Source organism: Streptomyces sp. NPDC087906 (assembly GCF_055584925.1).
The window spans coordinates 231,085-247,442 of record NZ_JBVJLC010000012.1 but is presented as its reverse complement, the minus strand read 5'-3'; the positions used below and the strand labels follow the sequence as shown (position 1 = coordinate 247,442).

The following is a 16,358-nucleotide window of genomic DNA, read 5'->3' as shown; positions in this document are numbered from 1 at the left end:
CGGCAAGCAGTCGACCGTCCAACTGACCCTGGGCGAGCGCAAGGGCGATAGCTGACGGTCAGTACCTGACGGTCAGTAGCCGACACAGCGCGAGGATGAGCCAATGGCTGACGTCTGGGTGGCAACGAACAGAGAGGGACGGCTCTACGACCATCTGCCGCCCGACTCGTACGACTTGGTCCACGCGGACGAGATCCGCAGCCTCAGCATCGACCGCGCGTCCCGCACCACCCTGGTCGCCCAGACAACAGGCCTGGACCGCCCAGGCGTTGCTCTCGTCGCGATGCGTAGCGACCGCGCGGGCGACCAACTCCCCCCGGATCTGCACCTGGAGCTGCTCGCGGCCCTGACAGCGGCCCGCAGAAAAGCCCAACACCTGGACGAGCCCGTGGTCTTGCACGCGGACTGGCACGAGGGTAGAGGCTGGTGCTGGATGCTCTACACCCTGCACGAATTCCGCGCCTACGCGGCCACGAAGCAGAAACGCCCCCGAGGTTGACCCCCGCGAGACCGCCGGGAGCAGGCCCGTACCCGACCTCCCCGACCTCCCCGATCTCCCCGACCTGCCCGACCTACCCGGCCCACCCGCCGCACATCCAGCCCCCGCCACCAAGTCGCCTCCCTGCGTGGGGCAAAGCCCTGATCGTGACGGGGGGCGTGCTGCTCGTCCTGGCCCCGGCGGTGCTGATCGCTCTGTACATCTACGCGACAGGGCAGAACCACGAGCACCTGCGCTACCCGGACCAGGACGTCACCGTCACGTCCTGCCGGCGCGACGGGGCAACCGGCCTTCCCACGGCGCGAGTACGGGTGACGAGCCGGGCGGCGCGCATAGGAACGTACCGCGTCACCATGGCCTTCACCGACACCTCGGGCACCCCGGCGGGCCGGACGACACTGCTGTTCAAGAACGTGGCGCCGGCCCAATCCCTGACCCAACAGGCCAACGGCCCGCGGCAGATGCCTGGACCCCCCACCTGCACCCCGACGGACACGACCTTCTCCGCCGCACCTGCCCCATCCGCCGCGCCCGCCCCGCCCGCGGAGACCAAGTAGAAGATCAATTCGAGTGTGCCCCCGAGGGTGACGTGCCGTCGTCCAAGATCGCCTGCTTGCTAGCGTCCTCGCCGTGATCGACACCATCCACTCCGCGTCGGACCCGGAACTGAGCGAATCGTTTCGTCCGATGCTGCTGGACCCGGCGGACGCCGCTGACGCCGCCGCTCTGGCCACTCTCCGGGACTCGCCGCTCGTGCGCGGGATCCATGACCGGATCAAGGACCAGGTCGCGGAACTCGTGCGCTGCCTGGCACCTGGAGAAACCTTTACTCCGCAGGCCCTGGACGGCGCCGTCGCCGACACGACGGGCGGACGGCCCGACGCGTACGGCAGATGGGCCTGGTACCCGTGGTCGGGCCAGTTGGTCCACGTACTGCCCGAAGCCGAGTTCCGTCTGGTGCGCTTCGACCGCAACCGCGACAAGATCACCCGGGAGCAGCAGCGGACGCTGCTCCGGCGGCGGGTGGGTGTCATCGGCCTTTCGGTCGGCAGCAGCGCCGCGCTGACCTGCGCGATGGAAGGTGTCGGCGGCGCCTTCCGGCTGGCGGACTTCGACCGGCTGAGCCTGTCGAACCTGAACCGGCTGCGCGCGGGCGTCCACGAACTGGGCCTGGAGAAGAGCCTGTTGTGCGCCCGGCGGATGTACGAGCTGGATCCCTACCTGGACATCGAGGTCTACCGCGGCGGCGTCACGGAGGAAACGGTCGACGACTTCTTCGACGGCGGCGACGGCGGCGGCGCTGGCGGTGGCGACGACGGCGGCGACCACGGCGGCCGGGGCCTGGATCTGCTGATCGAGGAGTGCGACACCCCGTGGGTGAAGGTCGCCGCCCGCGAGCACGCGCGCCGCCGGCGGATCCCCGTCCTCATGGACACCAACGACCGCGGGCTGCTCGACATCGAGCGCTTCGACACCGAGCCGGACCGCCCGCTCTTCCACGGCCGCACCGGCGACACGACCGCAGCCGACGTACGCGGCCTGGACCAGGCCGAGACGCTCCGGTTCCTGCTCCGCGTCGTCGACGACCAACGCCTGAGCCCGGCCATGACCGACGCCCTCTCCCGCGTCGGCCACACCCTCTCAAGCTGGCCCCAACTCGCCGGCGGCGTCATGCTCGGCGCCGCCCTGGTCACCGACACCGCCCGCCGCATCCTGCTCGGCGAACCCGTGCCCTCGGGCCGCCATTCCCTCGACCTCGACTCCCACATCCCCGCCCGGACCGCCGCCGCCCTGCCCACACCCCACGGAGCCACCCTGTGAACCGCGTCCCCGAGCTGCGAGGAGACCACCTGCGCCTGCGCGAGCTGCACGCCGGCGACCACGACCCGTTCGCGAGCATCCTCACCCACCGCGTCCTGACCCGCTTCCTCGGCATCGACCGCATGGACGCGGAGAAGGCCCACGACACCTTCGCCCAGAGCCTCGCCCAGCCCCACACCCACCCGCGGCGCAAGTACACCCTCGCGGTCTGCGCCCTGGACGACGACGCCCTCGTCGGCACCATGGGCATGCTCGTCGAGGACTACGGAAGCAACGCGATGCTCACCAGCCTCGCCCTGCTCCCCGGCGCCCCGGTGACCGGCCACGGCCACGAAGCGGGCCGCCTGCTGATGGCCTACGGCTTCGGCCGCTTGAACCTGCACCGCATCTGGGCCGGCCACCGCAGCGACCACCACTACATGCCGCAGGTGATGCACGCGGCGGGCCTCCGCCCCGAAGCCACCCTCCGCCAGCTCTTCCACACCCAGGGCTGCTGGCACGACGTCACCACGTACGCCACGGTCGTCCCGGACTGGAAACTCCAGGCCACCGAAACCGAACTGGCCATCCTGGACAACACCCCCCAACTAGACCGAGTCTGAAGCCCCCGCCCCGTGGCCCCCCTGTGGCCCAGGCATGCGCACCCGAGTCACGCAGCCGGTAGGCTGTAGCCGCTCCACCGCTGGTAGGCGGGGCAAAGGTGGGTTGCCCGAGCGGCCTAAGGGAACGGTCTTGAAAACCGTCGTGGCAGCGATGTCACCGTGGGTTCAAATCCCACACCCACCGCAGATGAACGGCCCCTGACCGGGCGAACCGGTCAGGGACCGTTTTCTGGCGCGCCGCCCGACAGTCCCCGTGTTTTCCTGCTCGTCGGGCCGGGAGGGGCACGGTCATCGTTCTGATCCGTAGCTGCGTGCGGAGTCACCTGTTGCGTAGCTCTTGCCCGAGGTGCACGGAGTCCGGCGGTTGCCGGCGGCGGTTTCTAGTTCACCAAGTACCCACACGACCGCTGTCCTGGTAGTCAAGTGGAGCCCGACATGGCCGTGGTCGTAGACCGACCACCCGCATTGGGCTCGGTGGAAGAAGGGCGTGCCGAGCAGCAGCGTTCCTCGACCCCTGTGAAGCTCAGCACCACGCAGATCCGAGCATTCGAACGCACGTGTCAGTGTCGCTCGTATGATCACCCCATGACTGGGGTGGAGAACTTGGCGACAGAGGCTGGTGGTAGAGCCTGGTCGTTCCTTATCGCGGGCGAGGAGCGGCAGTTCCAGGGGAACACGGGCTACGAAGATGTCGTGGAGGAGTCCTACAGCTATGACTCGACCGTGGGGAACCATCTCCGCGTTGCCGTCGGCGATCTGGTAGTCATACGGAGCGGGCGTGAGGCCCTTGGCGTCGCCTACGTGGAAGCGTTGCAAGTGCTGCCTGGCCAGGAGAAGCTTCGTAGTAGGTGTCCTCAATGCCGCAGTACGGGCTTCAAGGAACGCACCACCGAACGGCCTCGCTATCGATGTAGTCCCTGCGCGACCAAGTTCGACGAGCCGGCCGTCGAAACGCTGCGGGTCACGGGCTACAGGGCTCACTACGGGGGGACTTGGCAACCTCTCGAAGGCTGCCTGGACAAGACGCAGTTGGCCGAGCTCAGCTTGAGCAAGTCCGACCAGCAGTCCATCAAGGCCATGGACAGGGAGCGGACTCTGGAAGCAGTGGCCTCTCTCGGTGTCCGACTTCCCGGCCGACGAAGGGCGCCGGACTCTCACCGGCCTCACCCCTTCGAGCTACCGGGAGGGCGCCGCCGAACGTCAGCAGCGGCTCGACGTGGTCAGGATGCCTTTCGCAGGGCCTTGATCCGTCAATACGGGTTCATCTGCGCGGTTACAGGCGCGGCTCCGGCAGAGGTTCTGGAGGCGGCGCACCTCCGCCCATTCGCCAGCACGGAACGGCATCGTGTCGAAGAAGGGCTGATGCTGCGTGCGGACATCCACCGACTTTTCGACAGCGGCCTGCTCACCATCACACCGGGCTTGGCCGTGTGCATCGCACCGAGCCTGGTAGGCCACAGTCTGTACAGCACCCTGGACGGATCTCCACTGCACATCTCAGAGGATGCCCCGGTGGATCGCGAGGCGATCGCAGAGCATTGTTCAGCGACCCTCGCCACTTGGTGAGGGTTGGCGCAAACCGCCTTACGGCGGTGTTTGCTCCGGATCGCTCAGCGGCGGACGGGCGGGGCCGAGCGGTAGCGCAGGGGGTGTCGCGCGGTCTCCGAAATCGCGAGGACGTCGGTTCGATTCCGGCTTGTTCTGCCTTCTCGGGCCGTGCTCGTTGTCAGCCTGGTTGGGCTGGTTTCCATTCTGAGCCGCCCAGGGGGTAGTCGTATCTCGGGCGGTTCGTCGAGGCGCTGGTGCGGAAGGGTTTGCCGTGGTCGTTGACCAGGAGCTTGCCGGTGCGGGGGCCGCTGGACCATTCCAGTTCCAGGTACCAGCTCACGTCGCGTGTCTTTGAGCTGGCGGAGATGTAGAAGACCTCCGGGTCCGACTCGCTCACCTTGTACGGGAAGTCCCGCTGGCCCGCCTTCGGGGCGGTGCTGGGGCGGCCGGCGTCCAGGTTGACGGCGAAGGACTTGGTGGAGACGCCTCCGCCGCAGCCGACGCCCATCGCGTAGTCCGTCCAGGCGAGGGGGGCGTCGCTCTTCACGATGTGCACGTTCAGGGCCGTCAGTACGACGGTGTCGCTGCCCGTGCCCTGCACTGTCAGTTCGATGAACTGGTTGTCGCTCGCGACCCCGCCGAGTGCGCCGACCCAGCCGGGGGCGTCCTGTTCGGTGGGGGGCGGCGGGACCTGCGCGGGTGGGCTGTCGATGAGGTAGTGCTGACTGCACGGGTCCTCGAAGGCGTACGGGCGGGTGGACACCGCCACCGGCACCGCGGTGCCCGGCTGGTGGGAAGCCGGCGGGTCCGGCTTCTGCTGCGAGGGGTGCGGGACGGCGGCGGAGGGTGGGGCCGCGGACGGTGTCTTCTTTTGGTTGCTGCGCGATGCGGAGGGTGAGGGCGAGGGCGAGGTGTCGTCGCCGGGTTTTTGCTCCGGGCTTTCCGATACCGCCGTCGCCGCCGCGCGGTCGTCCGTCTCCGCCGTTGCCCCTATGCCGTAGACGACCGCCGGGACGGCGACCGCCGCGACCGCCACCGCGGCGAGGGTCAGGTGGAGGCGGCGGCGTTTCGTGCGGGGTTCGGAGTCGCCGGGCTGATGGTCGTCGGCGGGGGGCTTCGCCGGGGTCGGGGCGGGTGCGGGTGCTGGTGCTGGTGCGTTGGGCTTGGACGGGGCTGGGGGCTCCGGGGCGGGCGTCGCCGAGCGAGCCCTGCGTCTTGCCTCGTCCGCGATGATCCACCGGCGGTGCAGCTCGACCAGCTCGTCGGCGTTCGCCCCGCACAGCCGGGCGAGCCGCTCCACCGACGCGTAGTCGGTCGGTACGGCGTCCCCGTTGCAGTAGCGGTGCAGCGTGGACGTACTCACATGGAGCTTGGCCGCGAGGACGCCGTAGCTATGTCCCGAGCGGTCCTTCAGCTTCCTGAGCAGTTCCGCGAAAGCGTCGGCCTCGGTCGTCGCCACCCGTTTGTTCCTCCTCGTCGTCCCTGCGGGACCGTCCCAGGAACGCGTTCCAGGGAGACTGCATATCCCCAGGTCAGGTTATGCGTGAGCGTTCCAGCATCCCCCATTGTCCGCTGTCGGTTGCGGGCGCTTCCGGCCGCCCCGCAAGGTGAGTGCAGCACCAACCGAACGGGGAGCAGTCATCAGAACCCGACTCCGTATCAGTCCGGTCGACTGGTTGGCCGTCATCGTCCTGATCGTCTGCACGACGGTCGTGATCACGATCGTCAACCGTCACTGACCACGTCACCACCATCTCGATATCCCTCACCTCATCGAAACGGGGCTGCATCCGTATGCGTACTATCCGTAACCGCGCCATTACTCTTTCCGCCGCCGCTCTCGTGGCGTCCCTCGCGCTCACCGCTTGCGGGTCGGGCGGGTCGGCCGGGTCGGCAGGGTCGGCCGGGGCCGCAGAGGGCTCGGCGGAAACTGCGGCGTCCTCGGGGCCGAGTGCGTCTGCCGGGCACGAGTCGTCGGCTACCGACGCTCCCACCCAGGGGTCCACTGCCGCCACGGGCGGCACGGACAGCAAGCAGCCCGCGCCCGCCGACCAGGTCAGCAGCAAGGGCAGCGGCGACAGCAAGGGAAGCGCCGGCACCGACTACGTCACCTGCACCGGTTCCAACACCAAGGTCAAGATCAGCCAGGTGACCCGGCCCATCAACCACCTGCTCCTGACGGTCGTCAACACCGGCGGCAAGAACTGCAACGCCTACTACGCCCCCTTCCTCCGCTTCGACGAGGCCCAGGCCGCGGCCCAGATCATCGACGAGAGTCAGCCGCAGGCCGTCGTCACGCTCGCGCCGGGAGAGGCGGCCTACGCCTCGATCTCGCTGAACGGCGACGGGAACCCGAAGACCCCGGCGAAGAAGCTGACCGTCTCCTTCCCCGGCCGCGACAACCAGGGCTCGGTGGGCGCCGCCTCTGCCCCGATCACCCTCCCGGCGGGGACGCGGATCGCCGACGACACCGCCGTGACGTACTGGCAGGCGAACATGGCCGACGCCCTCACCTGGTGACGTAACTGCCGCGAAGCGCACCGTGGTGTCGGTCGGCCCCCCCCCGCGTCGCCGAAGGCGCATTGCTTGCCAGCCTTCGGGGACGCGGCACGGCTCAGAGCATCCAGGGCGCGTGCGGCAGCCCGAAGAGCGCGAGGGCGATCCCAACTCCCGCGAGGCGGCACAGAGTCGGCTTCGTCAGAGTGAGCCGGGACTCGCCGACCCGGACCTCCGCATACGGCTCTGGCTGCTCCGTCTTCTGGTTCTTGTTCTGGTTCTGCTGCTCGGCGCGCGACTTCTTGTCGGTAGGCACAGGGCTTCTCCCTTGTCCGTACGGATCTGACGCGCCGAACTTTCATGCAGCCGGGGGTTAGCCCCGCAAGTCCCCTCTGAACTGGGGTGACGAACAGACTCCCTTGCCACAGACTGGTCCGGTGGCTGATCAACAGGACGAGGACGCGTTCGACGCCTGGCGGACGTCCCTCCACTCACTCATGGCCGATGCAACGCGTCTGGCCCACTGGCAGGAACGTCGCTACCGGTTCGCCCATCGGGTCGGTCAGTTGCTGACCGACCCGATCGGCGAGGCGCCGGCCACGGCAGGGCCGGTTCTGTACGGAGTCTTCATTCCTGGAGCGGGGCTCTGTTACGTAGGACAGACGCAGAAGGCCGAGCGACGCCTTCGAGACCTTCCGATCGGGGAGAGCCACCACTTGGCCAACACGGTGCCTCCGGAACTGTGGGCGAAGGTAGTTGTCCTTCGGTGGCCCGACCTGGTCGCCGATGCCTCTGCGGGGGAGCAGCAGGCGGTCAGCGACATGGGCGACCCCATCTGCGGGCTGGCGTTGGAGCATCTGCTCCAACTGGCCACATCACCGCCCGTCAACAGCCGTCGGCGGGGTAACGACGGTGAATGGCGCCAACGTAACCAAGCGCAGAGCCGGTCGCGAGGCGCCGTCCAGTCGGCGGTACTGCCCGGCCTGTGGAAGAGGGCGTGGCAGGCATGGAACGACCTCGCGACCCTCGTCGAGCCGGCAGGGGATACACCGGTACGGACGACCGGGGCCGGCCGCGTCGTCTTTCCGGGGCTTATTGGCGGCCACGTACCCCCTGAGTGATGCACGCCTAGTCTGCGCGCGCGTGGTGGTCAGGTGGTCAGGTCGTCAGGGCTCGGCGGAGGGCTGCTGACAGTTCCGCTATCTGGCGTTGGGAGATCTCCGCCGAGAGGATCGCCTGTGAGCCGTGGAACGTCCCCGGCCACTGGTGGAGTTCTACCGAGACGCCCGCCTGGAGCAGGCGCAGGGCGTAGTTGATCTCCTCGTCGCGTAGCGGGTCGAACTCGGCGCTCGCGATGTACGCGGGTGGGAGGCCGGACAGGTCCGTGGCGCGGGCCGGGGCTGCGTACGGGGTGGGTGGGTGGTCCGCCAGGTAGTAGCGCCAGGTCGCGGTGAGTTTGGCGCGGTCGTGCCAGGGGGTGTGCGTGAAGTTCCGCTGGGACCAGGTTTCCTGCCGGTCGTCCAGACCCGGCTGGTTGAGGAGTTGGAAGCGGATCGGCGGGCCCTGCTCGTCGCGTGACCGCAGTGCCACGGCGGCCGCCAGGCCCGCGCCCGCGCTGTGGCCGCCGATCGCGATCAGGTCGGGGGAGACGCCGAGTTCGGCGGCGTGTTCGGCGGTCCAGTTCAGTACGGCGTACGCGTCGTTCAGCGCGGCGGGGAACGGGTGTTCAGGGGAGCGGCGGTACTCCACCGAGATCACCACCGCGCCCGAGCCGTCCGCGATGCGGGTGGCCCACGGGTGCTCGGTGTCCAGGTCGCCGAAGACGAACCCGCCGCCGTGCAGCCAGATCACGGCGCCGTGGGCCTGCTGCGGGCGGTAGACGCGTACCGGTACGTCCGGGTCGCCGGGGACCGTCGCGGGGACCGTGCGGTCCTCGATCTGCATGCCCGGGATCTCGGGGGCCGGTCTCGCCGCGGCGCGTTCGGCGAACTTCGCGCGGGTGGCGACCGGGTCGGTCATGTCGGTTTCCGGGAGCAGCGGGATGAAAGGTTCGAGTTCGGGATCCATGCCGACCATCCTCATCGTCGCCCTTCGCCGGGTCAGCCGCCATGTGCCGGGCATCGCGCCCGGATCGCGCACCGTTCGGCGCCTCTGCTTCGCCGCCGTGCGGTCCTATCCTCCTGTCATGGAGGCACTGGCCGAACGGCTGTCGCAACTGGACTCACACGTCGAGGGCGCGATCCGCGTCGTCGCCTTCTACGACACGCTCATGCGCCGCCGGGTGGATCTCCCCGCGCTCGCCCGCGCCTCGGCGGGACTGGCCGAGTGCGTCGCCGGGATTCGGCTGCACGGTACGGGGCGGTCCATCCGCGTCTCCGCCGACGGCGACGAGTTGGCCGTATCCGGGGCCGTATCCCGGCCCGTATCTGGGGTCGTATCTGGAGTCGTCCCCGTGGTCGCCCACGCGGCCGTACCTGCGGTCGCGCCTGCGGTTGTTCATGCGGCCCGGCCGCCCCAACTCGCCTCTACCGTCGCTCCGATCATCCTCGACGACGAGGAGATCGGTACGGTCTGGCTGGAGCGACCCGGGCCGCCCGCCCTCCTCGATCCCGTCCTCCTGGACCGGCTCGCCATCGCCGTCGCCGCGGTCGTCGAGCGGTACGGTCCTGCCGCCACCACCATGGCTGATCCCGCCCTCGTCGAACTCGTCGTCAGCTCCGACTGCGACGAGGCGGCGCGCGCACGGGCGTTGCGGCTGCTGGGGTTCGCGGCTGGGGCTCCGGTCCACGTCGTCGCCGTACGCTCGCGGCTCCCGCTCGACCAACTCGGCGCCCTGGTCTGCGCCGGCCGCCCGGTGAAGGCGGCACGGGTCGGCGAGGTGGGGGTCATCCTGGCCGGTGCTGTCGACCGGGGCAGGTTCCCGGTGGGTGTACGAGCCGGCATCGGCGCGGCCGACAGTCCCGATGGGGCCGACGGTCCCGATGGAGTCGACAGTCCCGAACGGTCCTGGCGCGAGGCCCGCGTTGCGCTGCGCTTCACCACCCCGCAGCGGCCGGTCGTCCACTACGCCGACCTGGGGGCGTTGGCCCTGCTGGCGGAGATCCCCGCGGAGGCGGCGCTGGCCAACGCGGATGTGGCCGCGCTCGCCCGCGTCGTCGGCAATCCGGAGGATCTCAAGACGCTGGACGCCTACCTCACCACCGGTTCGCAACGCGGGGCCGCCGAAATCCTCCATCTGCACCACAGCAGCATCGCCCGCCGCCTCGACCAGATCGGCAAGGCCCTCGGCATCGACCTGACCGAACCCACCGGCCTGCTCCGGGCCAAACTCGCTCTCACCACCTGGCAGTTGCTCAACAACAGGTGACCGCTCATCGTGCACGTAAGGGGGTTCGTCACCATGGATCTGGTGACTCTGCTGTCCGCCGCTGTGGCCGTGGTCAGTGCGTCAGCCGCAGCCGTACTCGGCTACTGGCAGCAGCGGCGGCTGCGGACCATGGAGCAGCGCAATCTCATGGACCAGTACGGCGCCTCGCTCGCGTGGGCTGCCTTCGACCTGCAGAGCAGGCTGTTCAACATTCTGCGCGGGCATGTGCTCGACCGGACACCCGGGCCCGGAGCCGGATTTCTCAGCTCCTTCCTGTCCCGGGGCACCCCGGAGGAGGGCGAGTACGTGCGCCGCAGCACGGTGTTCGTGCTCGCCGAGTATCTCGGCTGGGTGGAGATGCTCCGGCGCGACGTGCAGTTCCTCGACCTCGGCCGCTCCCGTGTCAACCGCGATGTCATGGTCAAGATCTCCGAGATCGGGTCCGCGCTCAGCCAGATCTCGCCGGACGGCAACGAGTTACGTCTCTTCCGTACGCATCAGCGGGCGATCGGTGAGCTGATGATCCACCCGGGCGGGGAGCCCGGCGGGCGGCGGTGTCTGGGGTATGTGGAGTTCTGCGCGCGGTTGGACGCGGACGAGGAGTTCCGTGAGTGGTTCCGGCAGCCGCTCGACGATGTGGACCGGCTGGCGGACGACGCCGGGCCGTCCTTCGCCCGTATCGAAGGGATTCAGCAGCAACTGACCTCCCTGGTGGAGGTCTTGGATCCGAAGTCCGTGCGCTTCCCGCAGTTCCGGCAGGCGTTCGACCGGAGTCGGCATCCGGGACTGTCGACGCCTGAGGGGCCCGGCGGACCCGGCGGACCCGGCGGACCCGGCAGGCCCGGCAGGCCCGGCGGTCGGCCGCCGGGTTTATCCGATTGACGTCCGGATTCTGTAACTGCGCCTCGGTGTGCGTGTGTTGTTCGTACTCTGAGCTTCCGCCGGGACCCGTGGGGGGTGCCCCGGCTCTAGGACAGGACGTTCATGCTCAACATACGCACCATCGCCACCGCCGTCGCAGCGACGGCTCTCGCCGGGGCCGCGCTGCTGCCGGCCCAGGCGCAGGCGGCCGCCGGGTCGGTCCATCTCACCAAGATCTACTACAACTCGCCGGGCTCGGACACGCGTTCCAACACGAGCCTCAACGCCGAGTACGTGCAGATCAAGAACACCACGACAAAGGCCGTGAGCCTCAAGGGCTGGACGCTGGTGGACGCGTCCGCGCACAAGTACACCTTCGGTACGTTCACGCTCGGCAAGGGCAAGACCGTCACCGTGCACACCGGCAAGGGCACCAACACGTCCGCGCACCGCTACCAGGGGCGGGCCGCGTACGTCTGGAACAACGACAAGGACAAGGCGACGTTCAAGAAGGCGAACGGCGCCGTCGCCGACACCTGCTCGTACAACTCGGCAAAGGTCTCATCCAAGGTGTGCTGACAGCGGCGGCGGCGGGCAGACGACTGGCATGAGCAAAGGTCGAACGGCCGCAATCTCGCTGGGAATTCTGGCCGCCGCCGGGCTGCTGACGGGCTGCGGGGACGGGCACGGGGGCGTCCCCGGCGACGGGCGCGGCGGCGGGAACGGGGCCGCCGCGTCCGCCGCCACCATCCCGGCCGGCGGCCGGCTCGTCATCGATACCGAGAACGGCGTACGGCTCAGGCCGACGGACGCCCACGACGTCTCCCTCGACGGGCACATCACCGCCCACTGGTCGCACCACGACTCCACCAGCGTCCTCGACCTCGCCTGCCCCGGACAGGGGCAGGCGGACGACGGAGATGCGGACGGCAACGGCGGCAACGGCGGCAACGGCGGGAACGGCGGGAACGGCGGGAACGGCGGGGACGGGGACGACCCGGACCGGGACGACGGGGCCGGGTGTACGCGTATGCCCACCGTCACCGTCCCCGACGGCACCGCCGTCACCGTCTCCGCGCGCAACGCGGGCATCGACGTCGGCGGCCTCACCGGCGATCTCCATCTGACCACCGTCAACGGCGACGTCACCGCCGTCGAGTCCGGCAGTACGCGCGCCTCCGTCACACTGACCACCCGGAACGGCTCGATCAGGGTGACCGGTCTGCGCGCGGCCCACCTCGGTGCGGGGACCGTCAACGGCGATGTCGTCCTCGACTGCGCCACGTCCCCGACCGACGTCAACGCCAGGACCACCAACGGCTCCGTCGACCTCACCGTCCCGCACGACGCGGCTCCGTACGACATCGACGCGACGACCGGCAACGGGCGGCCGCGCATCACCGTCCCGACCGTCCCGCCGCCGCCCGCTTCGGCGAAGCGCACCATCACCCTGCGTACGGTGAACGGCGACGTCACGGCGTCCCCGGGCCTCGGCCGGTAGCCGGTCGGGGCGCGCCGCCCCCGCCAATATCAGTTGTGCGCAAGGGCGTTGGTTTGGTGCACTCGGGCGCTATGACGCCACTCACGGACGAGATGCGAACGGCCTTCCGGCAGCAGGGTTTTGTCGTGGTGCCCGATGTGCTGAGCAGCGCGCAGATCGCCCGTGGGCGGGCCGTCGTCGAGACGATGCTCGCCGCCGAACCGCACGAAGAGGGCCATGTCGGGCCGTACTTCCTCTGGCCGAGGTTCGGCGCGGAGGGGCATCCGCTGCTCGACTTCTACCGGGACGTCGGCGTAGGCGACCTCGCCGCGCAACTGCTGCGACCCGAACTGCCTCCGGAGGAGCCCGACTTCGCCCAGCTCGCGACGACCGTTCCGCCCTGGCCGCACTGGCCGGGCGGTCCGCATGTGGACGGGCTGCGGCCGGGCCAGCCGGCGGCCACATTCTCGCTGCTGGCCGGGGTGTGGCTGACCGACCAGGTCGTACGGGACCGCGGCAACCTGTGGATCTGGCCGAGGACGCATCTGGGCTTCGGCCGGTATCTGGCCGAGCGCGGCGCCGACGCGCTCACCCGGCTGGACGAGATGAACCCCGGTCCGTATCCGAAGATCGACCTCGGCGAGCCGACGCAGGCGGTCGGCACGGCAGGCAGTGTGCTCCTCGCGCACTATCTGCTCGCCCACAACATCGGCGGCCACGAAGGAAGCGGTACGGGAGCGGACGCTCGCCGCGAGACCGTCTACTACCGCGTCCAGGCCGACGGACACAGCGCCCGCTGGCGGGACGTCGTCGTCGACCCGCTCGTGGAGTTCCGGCCGTGAGGTAGGTACGGCGGTACGCGGTACGCGATACGCCGAGTCTCATCCGCCCGACGTCACCCGCCCGACGTCAGACGCGCCGCCGACGCGATCGTCTGCCGCGCCTCGTGCTCGCTCAGCCCCGTTCGAACAGCCGCCTCGACCAGGCTCCCCGCCAACTCCGCGCCGAAGCCGTGTTCGTACGCCCGGCAGGCCGCCCAGAACAGCCGCGTGTTCCGCTGCCCCTCGTGCGCCGCGAGGACGAACTGCACCAGGCCGTAGCCCTGTTGCGGCTGCGGTACGGGGCTGCCGCCCCGCGCCCCTTCGGCGCCCCGCGCCCCTTCGGTGTGGTTCGGCCGAGTGGGAGGAGCGAGCAGGCGCAGCAGCGCGCGCGGGCAGGGTGCGGGCGCCAGGTCCTCCGTACCGGAGGCCAGCCGGTAGGCGCCGCGTGCGCTCACCGAGCCGGGGCCGACCAGGTAGCCGCCCGCGCCGCGTACGTCGATCCCGGGGGCCAGCCGGCCCGCCGAGTTGGGCACGACCACGTTCGGCGGCCCCTTCAGCCAGATGTGCCGGCCACCGCTCGGGGTGAGCACGGTGACGGTCTCCGGCAGCGTGAACAGGTGCTGCAGGGCGATCTGTTGGAGCGCGGCCACCGAGTCGGGTGTGGTGTGCGAGGTCCGGTCCTCGTCCGTGATGTCGAGATCGATGCCGATGAGGTGGTGCGGGGGCCGGCCGCAGGCGATGCCGTAGCCGGTGGCCCAGGGCGCGGCGGCGAAGAGCGCGCGCACGCCGTCCGGGTCGGTCGTCGCGTCGTACACGCCGTGGCCCGGCAGGCCGCACTCGCCGCGGCACAGGACGGGCTCGGGCTCGCCGCGGTGGGGGGAGCGCAGGGCCGGGAGCTTGGTGGGGGACAAGGGGATGACGGGGAGACCGCGCTCGGCGGCGGACAGCGCGTGAGCGAGGGCCAGGGTGGCGGAGTGCCGGACGGTGGTGGCCATACCTCTATGTTCGTACACTCGTTCGAATAAGGGAAGGGGAATCCGGGGGCGCTCGGCAGCGGCCGGAAAGAGGTTGGCCGGAAATCTGCCGGAACGCTTCTTCCGTTGCGGCGCCCCGGACGGCGTCCTGTTTCACCCGTTCACAAGCACACGCGGCGGTTTTGTCGGGGCGACAGGGGTTTATCGACATGTCATCACGCTTGCGGGGGAATTGGCGGCTGAGGGGTGGTTCGAGAGGGATTCGGTGGGCAATTCTGAGGTCGCGACGTCGAGCCAACGTCCGGGGCGGTCGGCCAACTTCCCTGGAAAAAGCCGTACTTCTCGTTCTTCTCGTTCCTGGAGGAAAAGACATGGCAAGCATCCGTACCGCCCGCGTCATCGCCGCAGTCGCCGCGCTCCCCCTCGCTGCCGCCCTGTTCACCGGGGTGGCCACCGCCGACAACGGCGGAGCGGCCAGCAACGGCTCGAACGCGACGGTGGCGACGATCCTGGGCAGCGGTGTGGGTGGCAACAACTCGGGCAATTCGACCACCACTCAGCAGGTGGCGTCCGGCGCCGGGGCCTCCAACCAGAACAACACCGCGAGCGTGACAGGCTCGGCCTTCACCGCGATCAAGCAGTCGAACACCACCGTGAACTTCACCAATCTCTGGTGACAGCCGGTCCGATACCCAGGGGGGCCGGGGGGCCGAAGGGTGAGCTAGGAATGAACGAAGGTCTGCGCGACGGTGCCGAGGCGCCGTCGCGCAGACCTCGTCGTCCGTACGGCGGGCGCCTCTCGTCCGTACGTCGAGCGCCTCTTCGTTCGTTACGTCGAGCGCCGTACGGCGGGCGCGGTACGTTGCGTGGCGCCGCCCGCCGCCTCGGGGTCTACCCCGAGAGCCAGGACCACGCCACCTCCACCTTCAGGAGGTGGGGCAGGCACCAGCCCTACACCCTAGGGCGGACATCGTTTCGGGACCTGGGGCCGATCCCCCGCGAGGCGCCCCCTCCTAGCGTGGAGCCATGACCACGTCTGTCTGCACGACTTCCTCCGAAGCCGCCGGAGCGGGGGCTCGCTCGGGGCACATTCCGCGCCAGCGGACCCCCGTGCACGCGGCCCGCCCGCCCTACGCCTCCTTCTCCTCGTACGTCAGGGCCCGGGGGCCGGTCCTGCTGCGTACGGCACGCTCGCTCACCGCCAACCCGAGCGACGCCGAAGACCTTCTCCAGACCGCGCTCACCAAGACGTATGTGGCGTGGGACCGGATCGAGGACCATCGCGCGCTCGACGGGTATGTGCGCAGGGCTCTCCTCAACACCCGCACGTCGCAGTGGCGCAAGCGCAAGGTCGACGAGTTCGCCTGCGAAGAGCTGCCCGAACCGACCGGCGTGCCCGAGCCGGACCCCGCCGAGCGGCAGGTGCTGCACGACGCCATGTGGCGCGCGGTGCTGCGGCTGCCCGACCGGCAGCGGGCGATGGTGGTCCTGCGGTACTACGAGGATCTCAGCGAGGCCCAGACCGCCGAGGTGCTGGGCGTCTCGATCGGTACGGTCAAGAGCGCGGTGTCCCGCGCCCTCGGCAAGCTGCGCGAGGACCCGGAGCTGTCGCCGGTCCGGTAGCACCCGGGGCAGGCCCGGCCCGCAGGCGGCAGGGGGAGCAGGCGTCAGGGGGAGCCGGCGGCGGTCAGGGGGAGCAGGCGTCAGGGGAAACAGGCGGCGACAGCAGCAGCCGCCGACTGGGCAGCCGCAGCGACCGCAGCAGCCGCCCGCTGGGCAGCGGCAGCGGATTGCGGCAGCGGCAGCCCTGACAGACGGCGTGACGCGGCCCATCTACTCCCGGGTAGTGACATACCAAGCGGTACGTGCGCAGAATCCTCGCAGGCATT

18 protein-coding genes and 1 tRNA gene are annotated in these 16,358 nt (G+C 69.8%); 15 read left to right on the top strand and 4 right to left on the bottom strand.

The annotated features are described in order from the left end of the window. Nucleotides 1-103: 103 nt before the first annotated feature. The 6 genes from ACZ63I_RS29365 (at nt 104) to ACZ63I_RS29340 (ending at nt 4,488) form a co-directional block, all read left to right on the top strand. Nucleotides 104-499, top strand: coding sequence for a hypothetical protein (locus ACZ63I_RS29365; protein WP_469342189.1), 396 nt, complete (start codon nt 104-106; stop codon nt 497-499). Between the two features lie 146 nt (nt 500-645). Beyond that, complete coding sequence (locus ACZ63I_RS29360; RefSeq protein WP_469342187.1) at nt 646-1,056, top strand: hypothetical protein; 411 nt, start codon at nt 646-648, stop codon at nt 1,054-1,056. 73 nt (nt 1,057-1,129) lie between these two features. Next, entirely contained in the window at nt 1,130-2,320 is a 1,191-nt protein-coding gene (locus tag ACZ63I_RS29355; RefSeq protein WP_469342186.1) for a ThiF family adenylyltransferase, read from the top strand. Then, on the top strand, nt 2,317-2,922 hold the full coding sequence (locus ACZ63I_RS29350; protein WP_469342184.1) for a GNAT family N-acetyltransferase: 606 nt from the start codon (nt 2,317-2,319) through the stop codon (nt 2,920-2,922). The genes ACZ63I_RS29355 and ACZ63I_RS29350 overlap by 4 nt, the downstream gene beginning before the upstream one ends. A 97-nt stretch (nt 2,923-3,019) precedes the next feature. Next, nucleotides 3,020-3,106, top strand: a tRNA-Ser gene (locus ACZ63I_RS29345). Between the two features lie 401 nt (nt 3,107-3,507). After that, complete coding sequence (locus ACZ63I_RS29340) at nt 3,508-4,488, top strand: HNH endonuclease (protein WP_469342182.1); 981 nt, start codon at nt 3,508-3,510, stop codon at nt 4,486-4,488. A gap of 160 nt (nt 4,489-4,648) precedes the next feature. On the opposite strand, the gene ACZ63I_RS29335 is transcribed toward ACZ63I_RS29340, so the two are convergent. Next, nucleotides 4,649-5,929: a helix-turn-helix domain-containing protein gene (locus ACZ63I_RS29335; protein ID WP_469342181.1), complete on the bottom strand. Its 1,281-nt coding sequence runs from the start codon at nt 5,927-5,929 to the stop codon at nt 4,649-4,651. A gap of 335 nt (nt 5,930-6,264) precedes the next feature. Here ACZ63I_RS29335 and ACZ63I_RS29330 point away from each other — a divergent pair, with 335 nt between their 5' ends. Next, nucleotides 6,265-6,990, top strand: coding sequence for a DUF4232 domain-containing protein (locus tag ACZ63I_RS29330; RefSeq protein ID WP_469342180.1), 726 nt, complete (start codon nt 6,265-6,267; stop codon nt 6,988-6,990). A gap of 94 nt (nt 6,991-7,084) precedes the next feature. Here ACZ63I_RS29330 and ACZ63I_RS29325 read toward each other — a convergent pair whose 3' ends face one another. Then, nucleotides 7,085-7,282: a hypothetical protein gene (locus ACZ63I_RS29325; protein WP_469342178.1), complete on the bottom strand. Its 198-nt coding sequence runs from the start codon at nt 7,280-7,282 to the stop codon at nt 7,085-7,087. A gap of 121 nt (nt 7,283-7,403) precedes the next feature. Here ACZ63I_RS29325 and ACZ63I_RS29320 point away from each other — a divergent pair, with 121 nt between their 5' ends. After that, the gene (locus ACZ63I_RS29320; protein WP_469342177.1) at nt 7,404-8,087 is read left to right on the top strand and encodes a hypothetical protein; all 684 of its coding nucleotides are present in this window, start codon (nt 7,404-7,406) and stop codon (nt 8,085-8,087) included. 37 nt (nt 8,088-8,124) lie between these two features. Here ACZ63I_RS29320 and ACZ63I_RS29315 read toward each other — a convergent pair whose 3' ends face one another. After that, nucleotides 8,125-9,033: an alpha/beta hydrolase gene (locus tag ACZ63I_RS29315; protein ID WP_469342175.1), complete on the bottom strand. Its 909-nt coding sequence runs from the start codon at nt 9,031-9,033 to the stop codon at nt 8,125-8,127. A gap of 118 nt (nt 9,034-9,151) precedes the next feature. Between ACZ63I_RS29315 and ACZ63I_RS29310 the strand changes: the two genes are divergently transcribed. From ACZ63I_RS29310 to ACZ63I_RS29290, 5 genes are all read left to right on the top strand, one after another. Beyond that, on the top strand, nt 9,152-10,333 hold the full coding sequence (locus ACZ63I_RS29310) for a helix-turn-helix domain-containing protein (RefSeq protein ID WP_469342174.1): 1,182 nt from the start codon (nt 9,152-9,154) through the stop codon (nt 10,331-10,333). 33 nt (nt 10,334-10,366) lie between these two features. Next, nucleotides 10,367-11,215 (top strand): hypothetical protein, encoded by an 849-nt coding sequence (locus ACZ63I_RS29305; protein WP_469342172.1) that lies wholly within the window; start codon nt 10,367-10,369, stop codon nt 11,213-11,215. Nucleotides 11,216-11,317: 102 nt separating this feature from the next. Next, nucleotides 11,318-11,773 (top strand): lamin tail domain-containing protein, encoded by a 456-nt coding sequence (locus ACZ63I_RS29300; RefSeq protein WP_469342171.1) that lies wholly within the window; start codon nt 11,318-11,320, stop codon nt 11,771-11,773. Between the two features lie 28 nt (nt 11,774-11,801). Next, the gene (locus ACZ63I_RS29295; RefSeq protein ID WP_469342170.1) at nt 11,802-12,695 is read left to right on the top strand and encodes a DUF4097 family beta strand repeat-containing protein; all 894 of its coding nucleotides are present in this window, start codon (nt 11,802-11,804) and stop codon (nt 12,693-12,695) included. 71 nt (nt 12,696-12,766) lie between these two features. Continuing rightward, nucleotides 12,767-13,516 carry a phytanoyl-CoA dioxygenase family protein gene (locus ACZ63I_RS29290; RefSeq protein WP_469342169.1) on the top strand — a complete coding sequence of 250 codons (750 nt, stop codon included), beginning with the start codon at nt 12,767-12,769 and terminating at the stop codon, nt 13,514-13,516. 53 nt (nt 13,517-13,569) lie between these two features. Here ACZ63I_RS29290 and ACZ63I_RS29285 read toward each other — a convergent pair whose 3' ends face one another. Then, nucleotides 13,570-14,490, bottom strand: a complete 921-nt coding sequence (locus ACZ63I_RS29285) for a bifunctional DNA primase/polymerase (RefSeq protein ID WP_469342168.1) — start codon at nt 14,488-14,490, stop codon at nt 13,570-13,572. Between the two features lie 350 nt (nt 14,491-14,840). Here ACZ63I_RS29285 and ACZ63I_RS29280 point away from each other — a divergent pair, with 350 nt between their 5' ends. After that, nucleotides 14,841-15,146 (top strand): hypothetical protein, encoded by a 306-nt coding sequence (locus ACZ63I_RS29280; protein WP_469342167.1) that lies wholly within the window; start codon nt 14,841-14,843, stop codon nt 15,144-15,146. Between the two features lie 349 nt (nt 15,147-15,495). Next, nucleotides 15,496-16,092, top strand: coding sequence for a SigE family RNA polymerase sigma factor (locus ACZ63I_RS29275; RefSeq protein ID WP_469342166.1), 597 nt, complete (start codon nt 15,496-15,498; stop codon nt 16,090-16,092). Nucleotides 16,093-16,358: the final 266 nt, after the last annotated feature.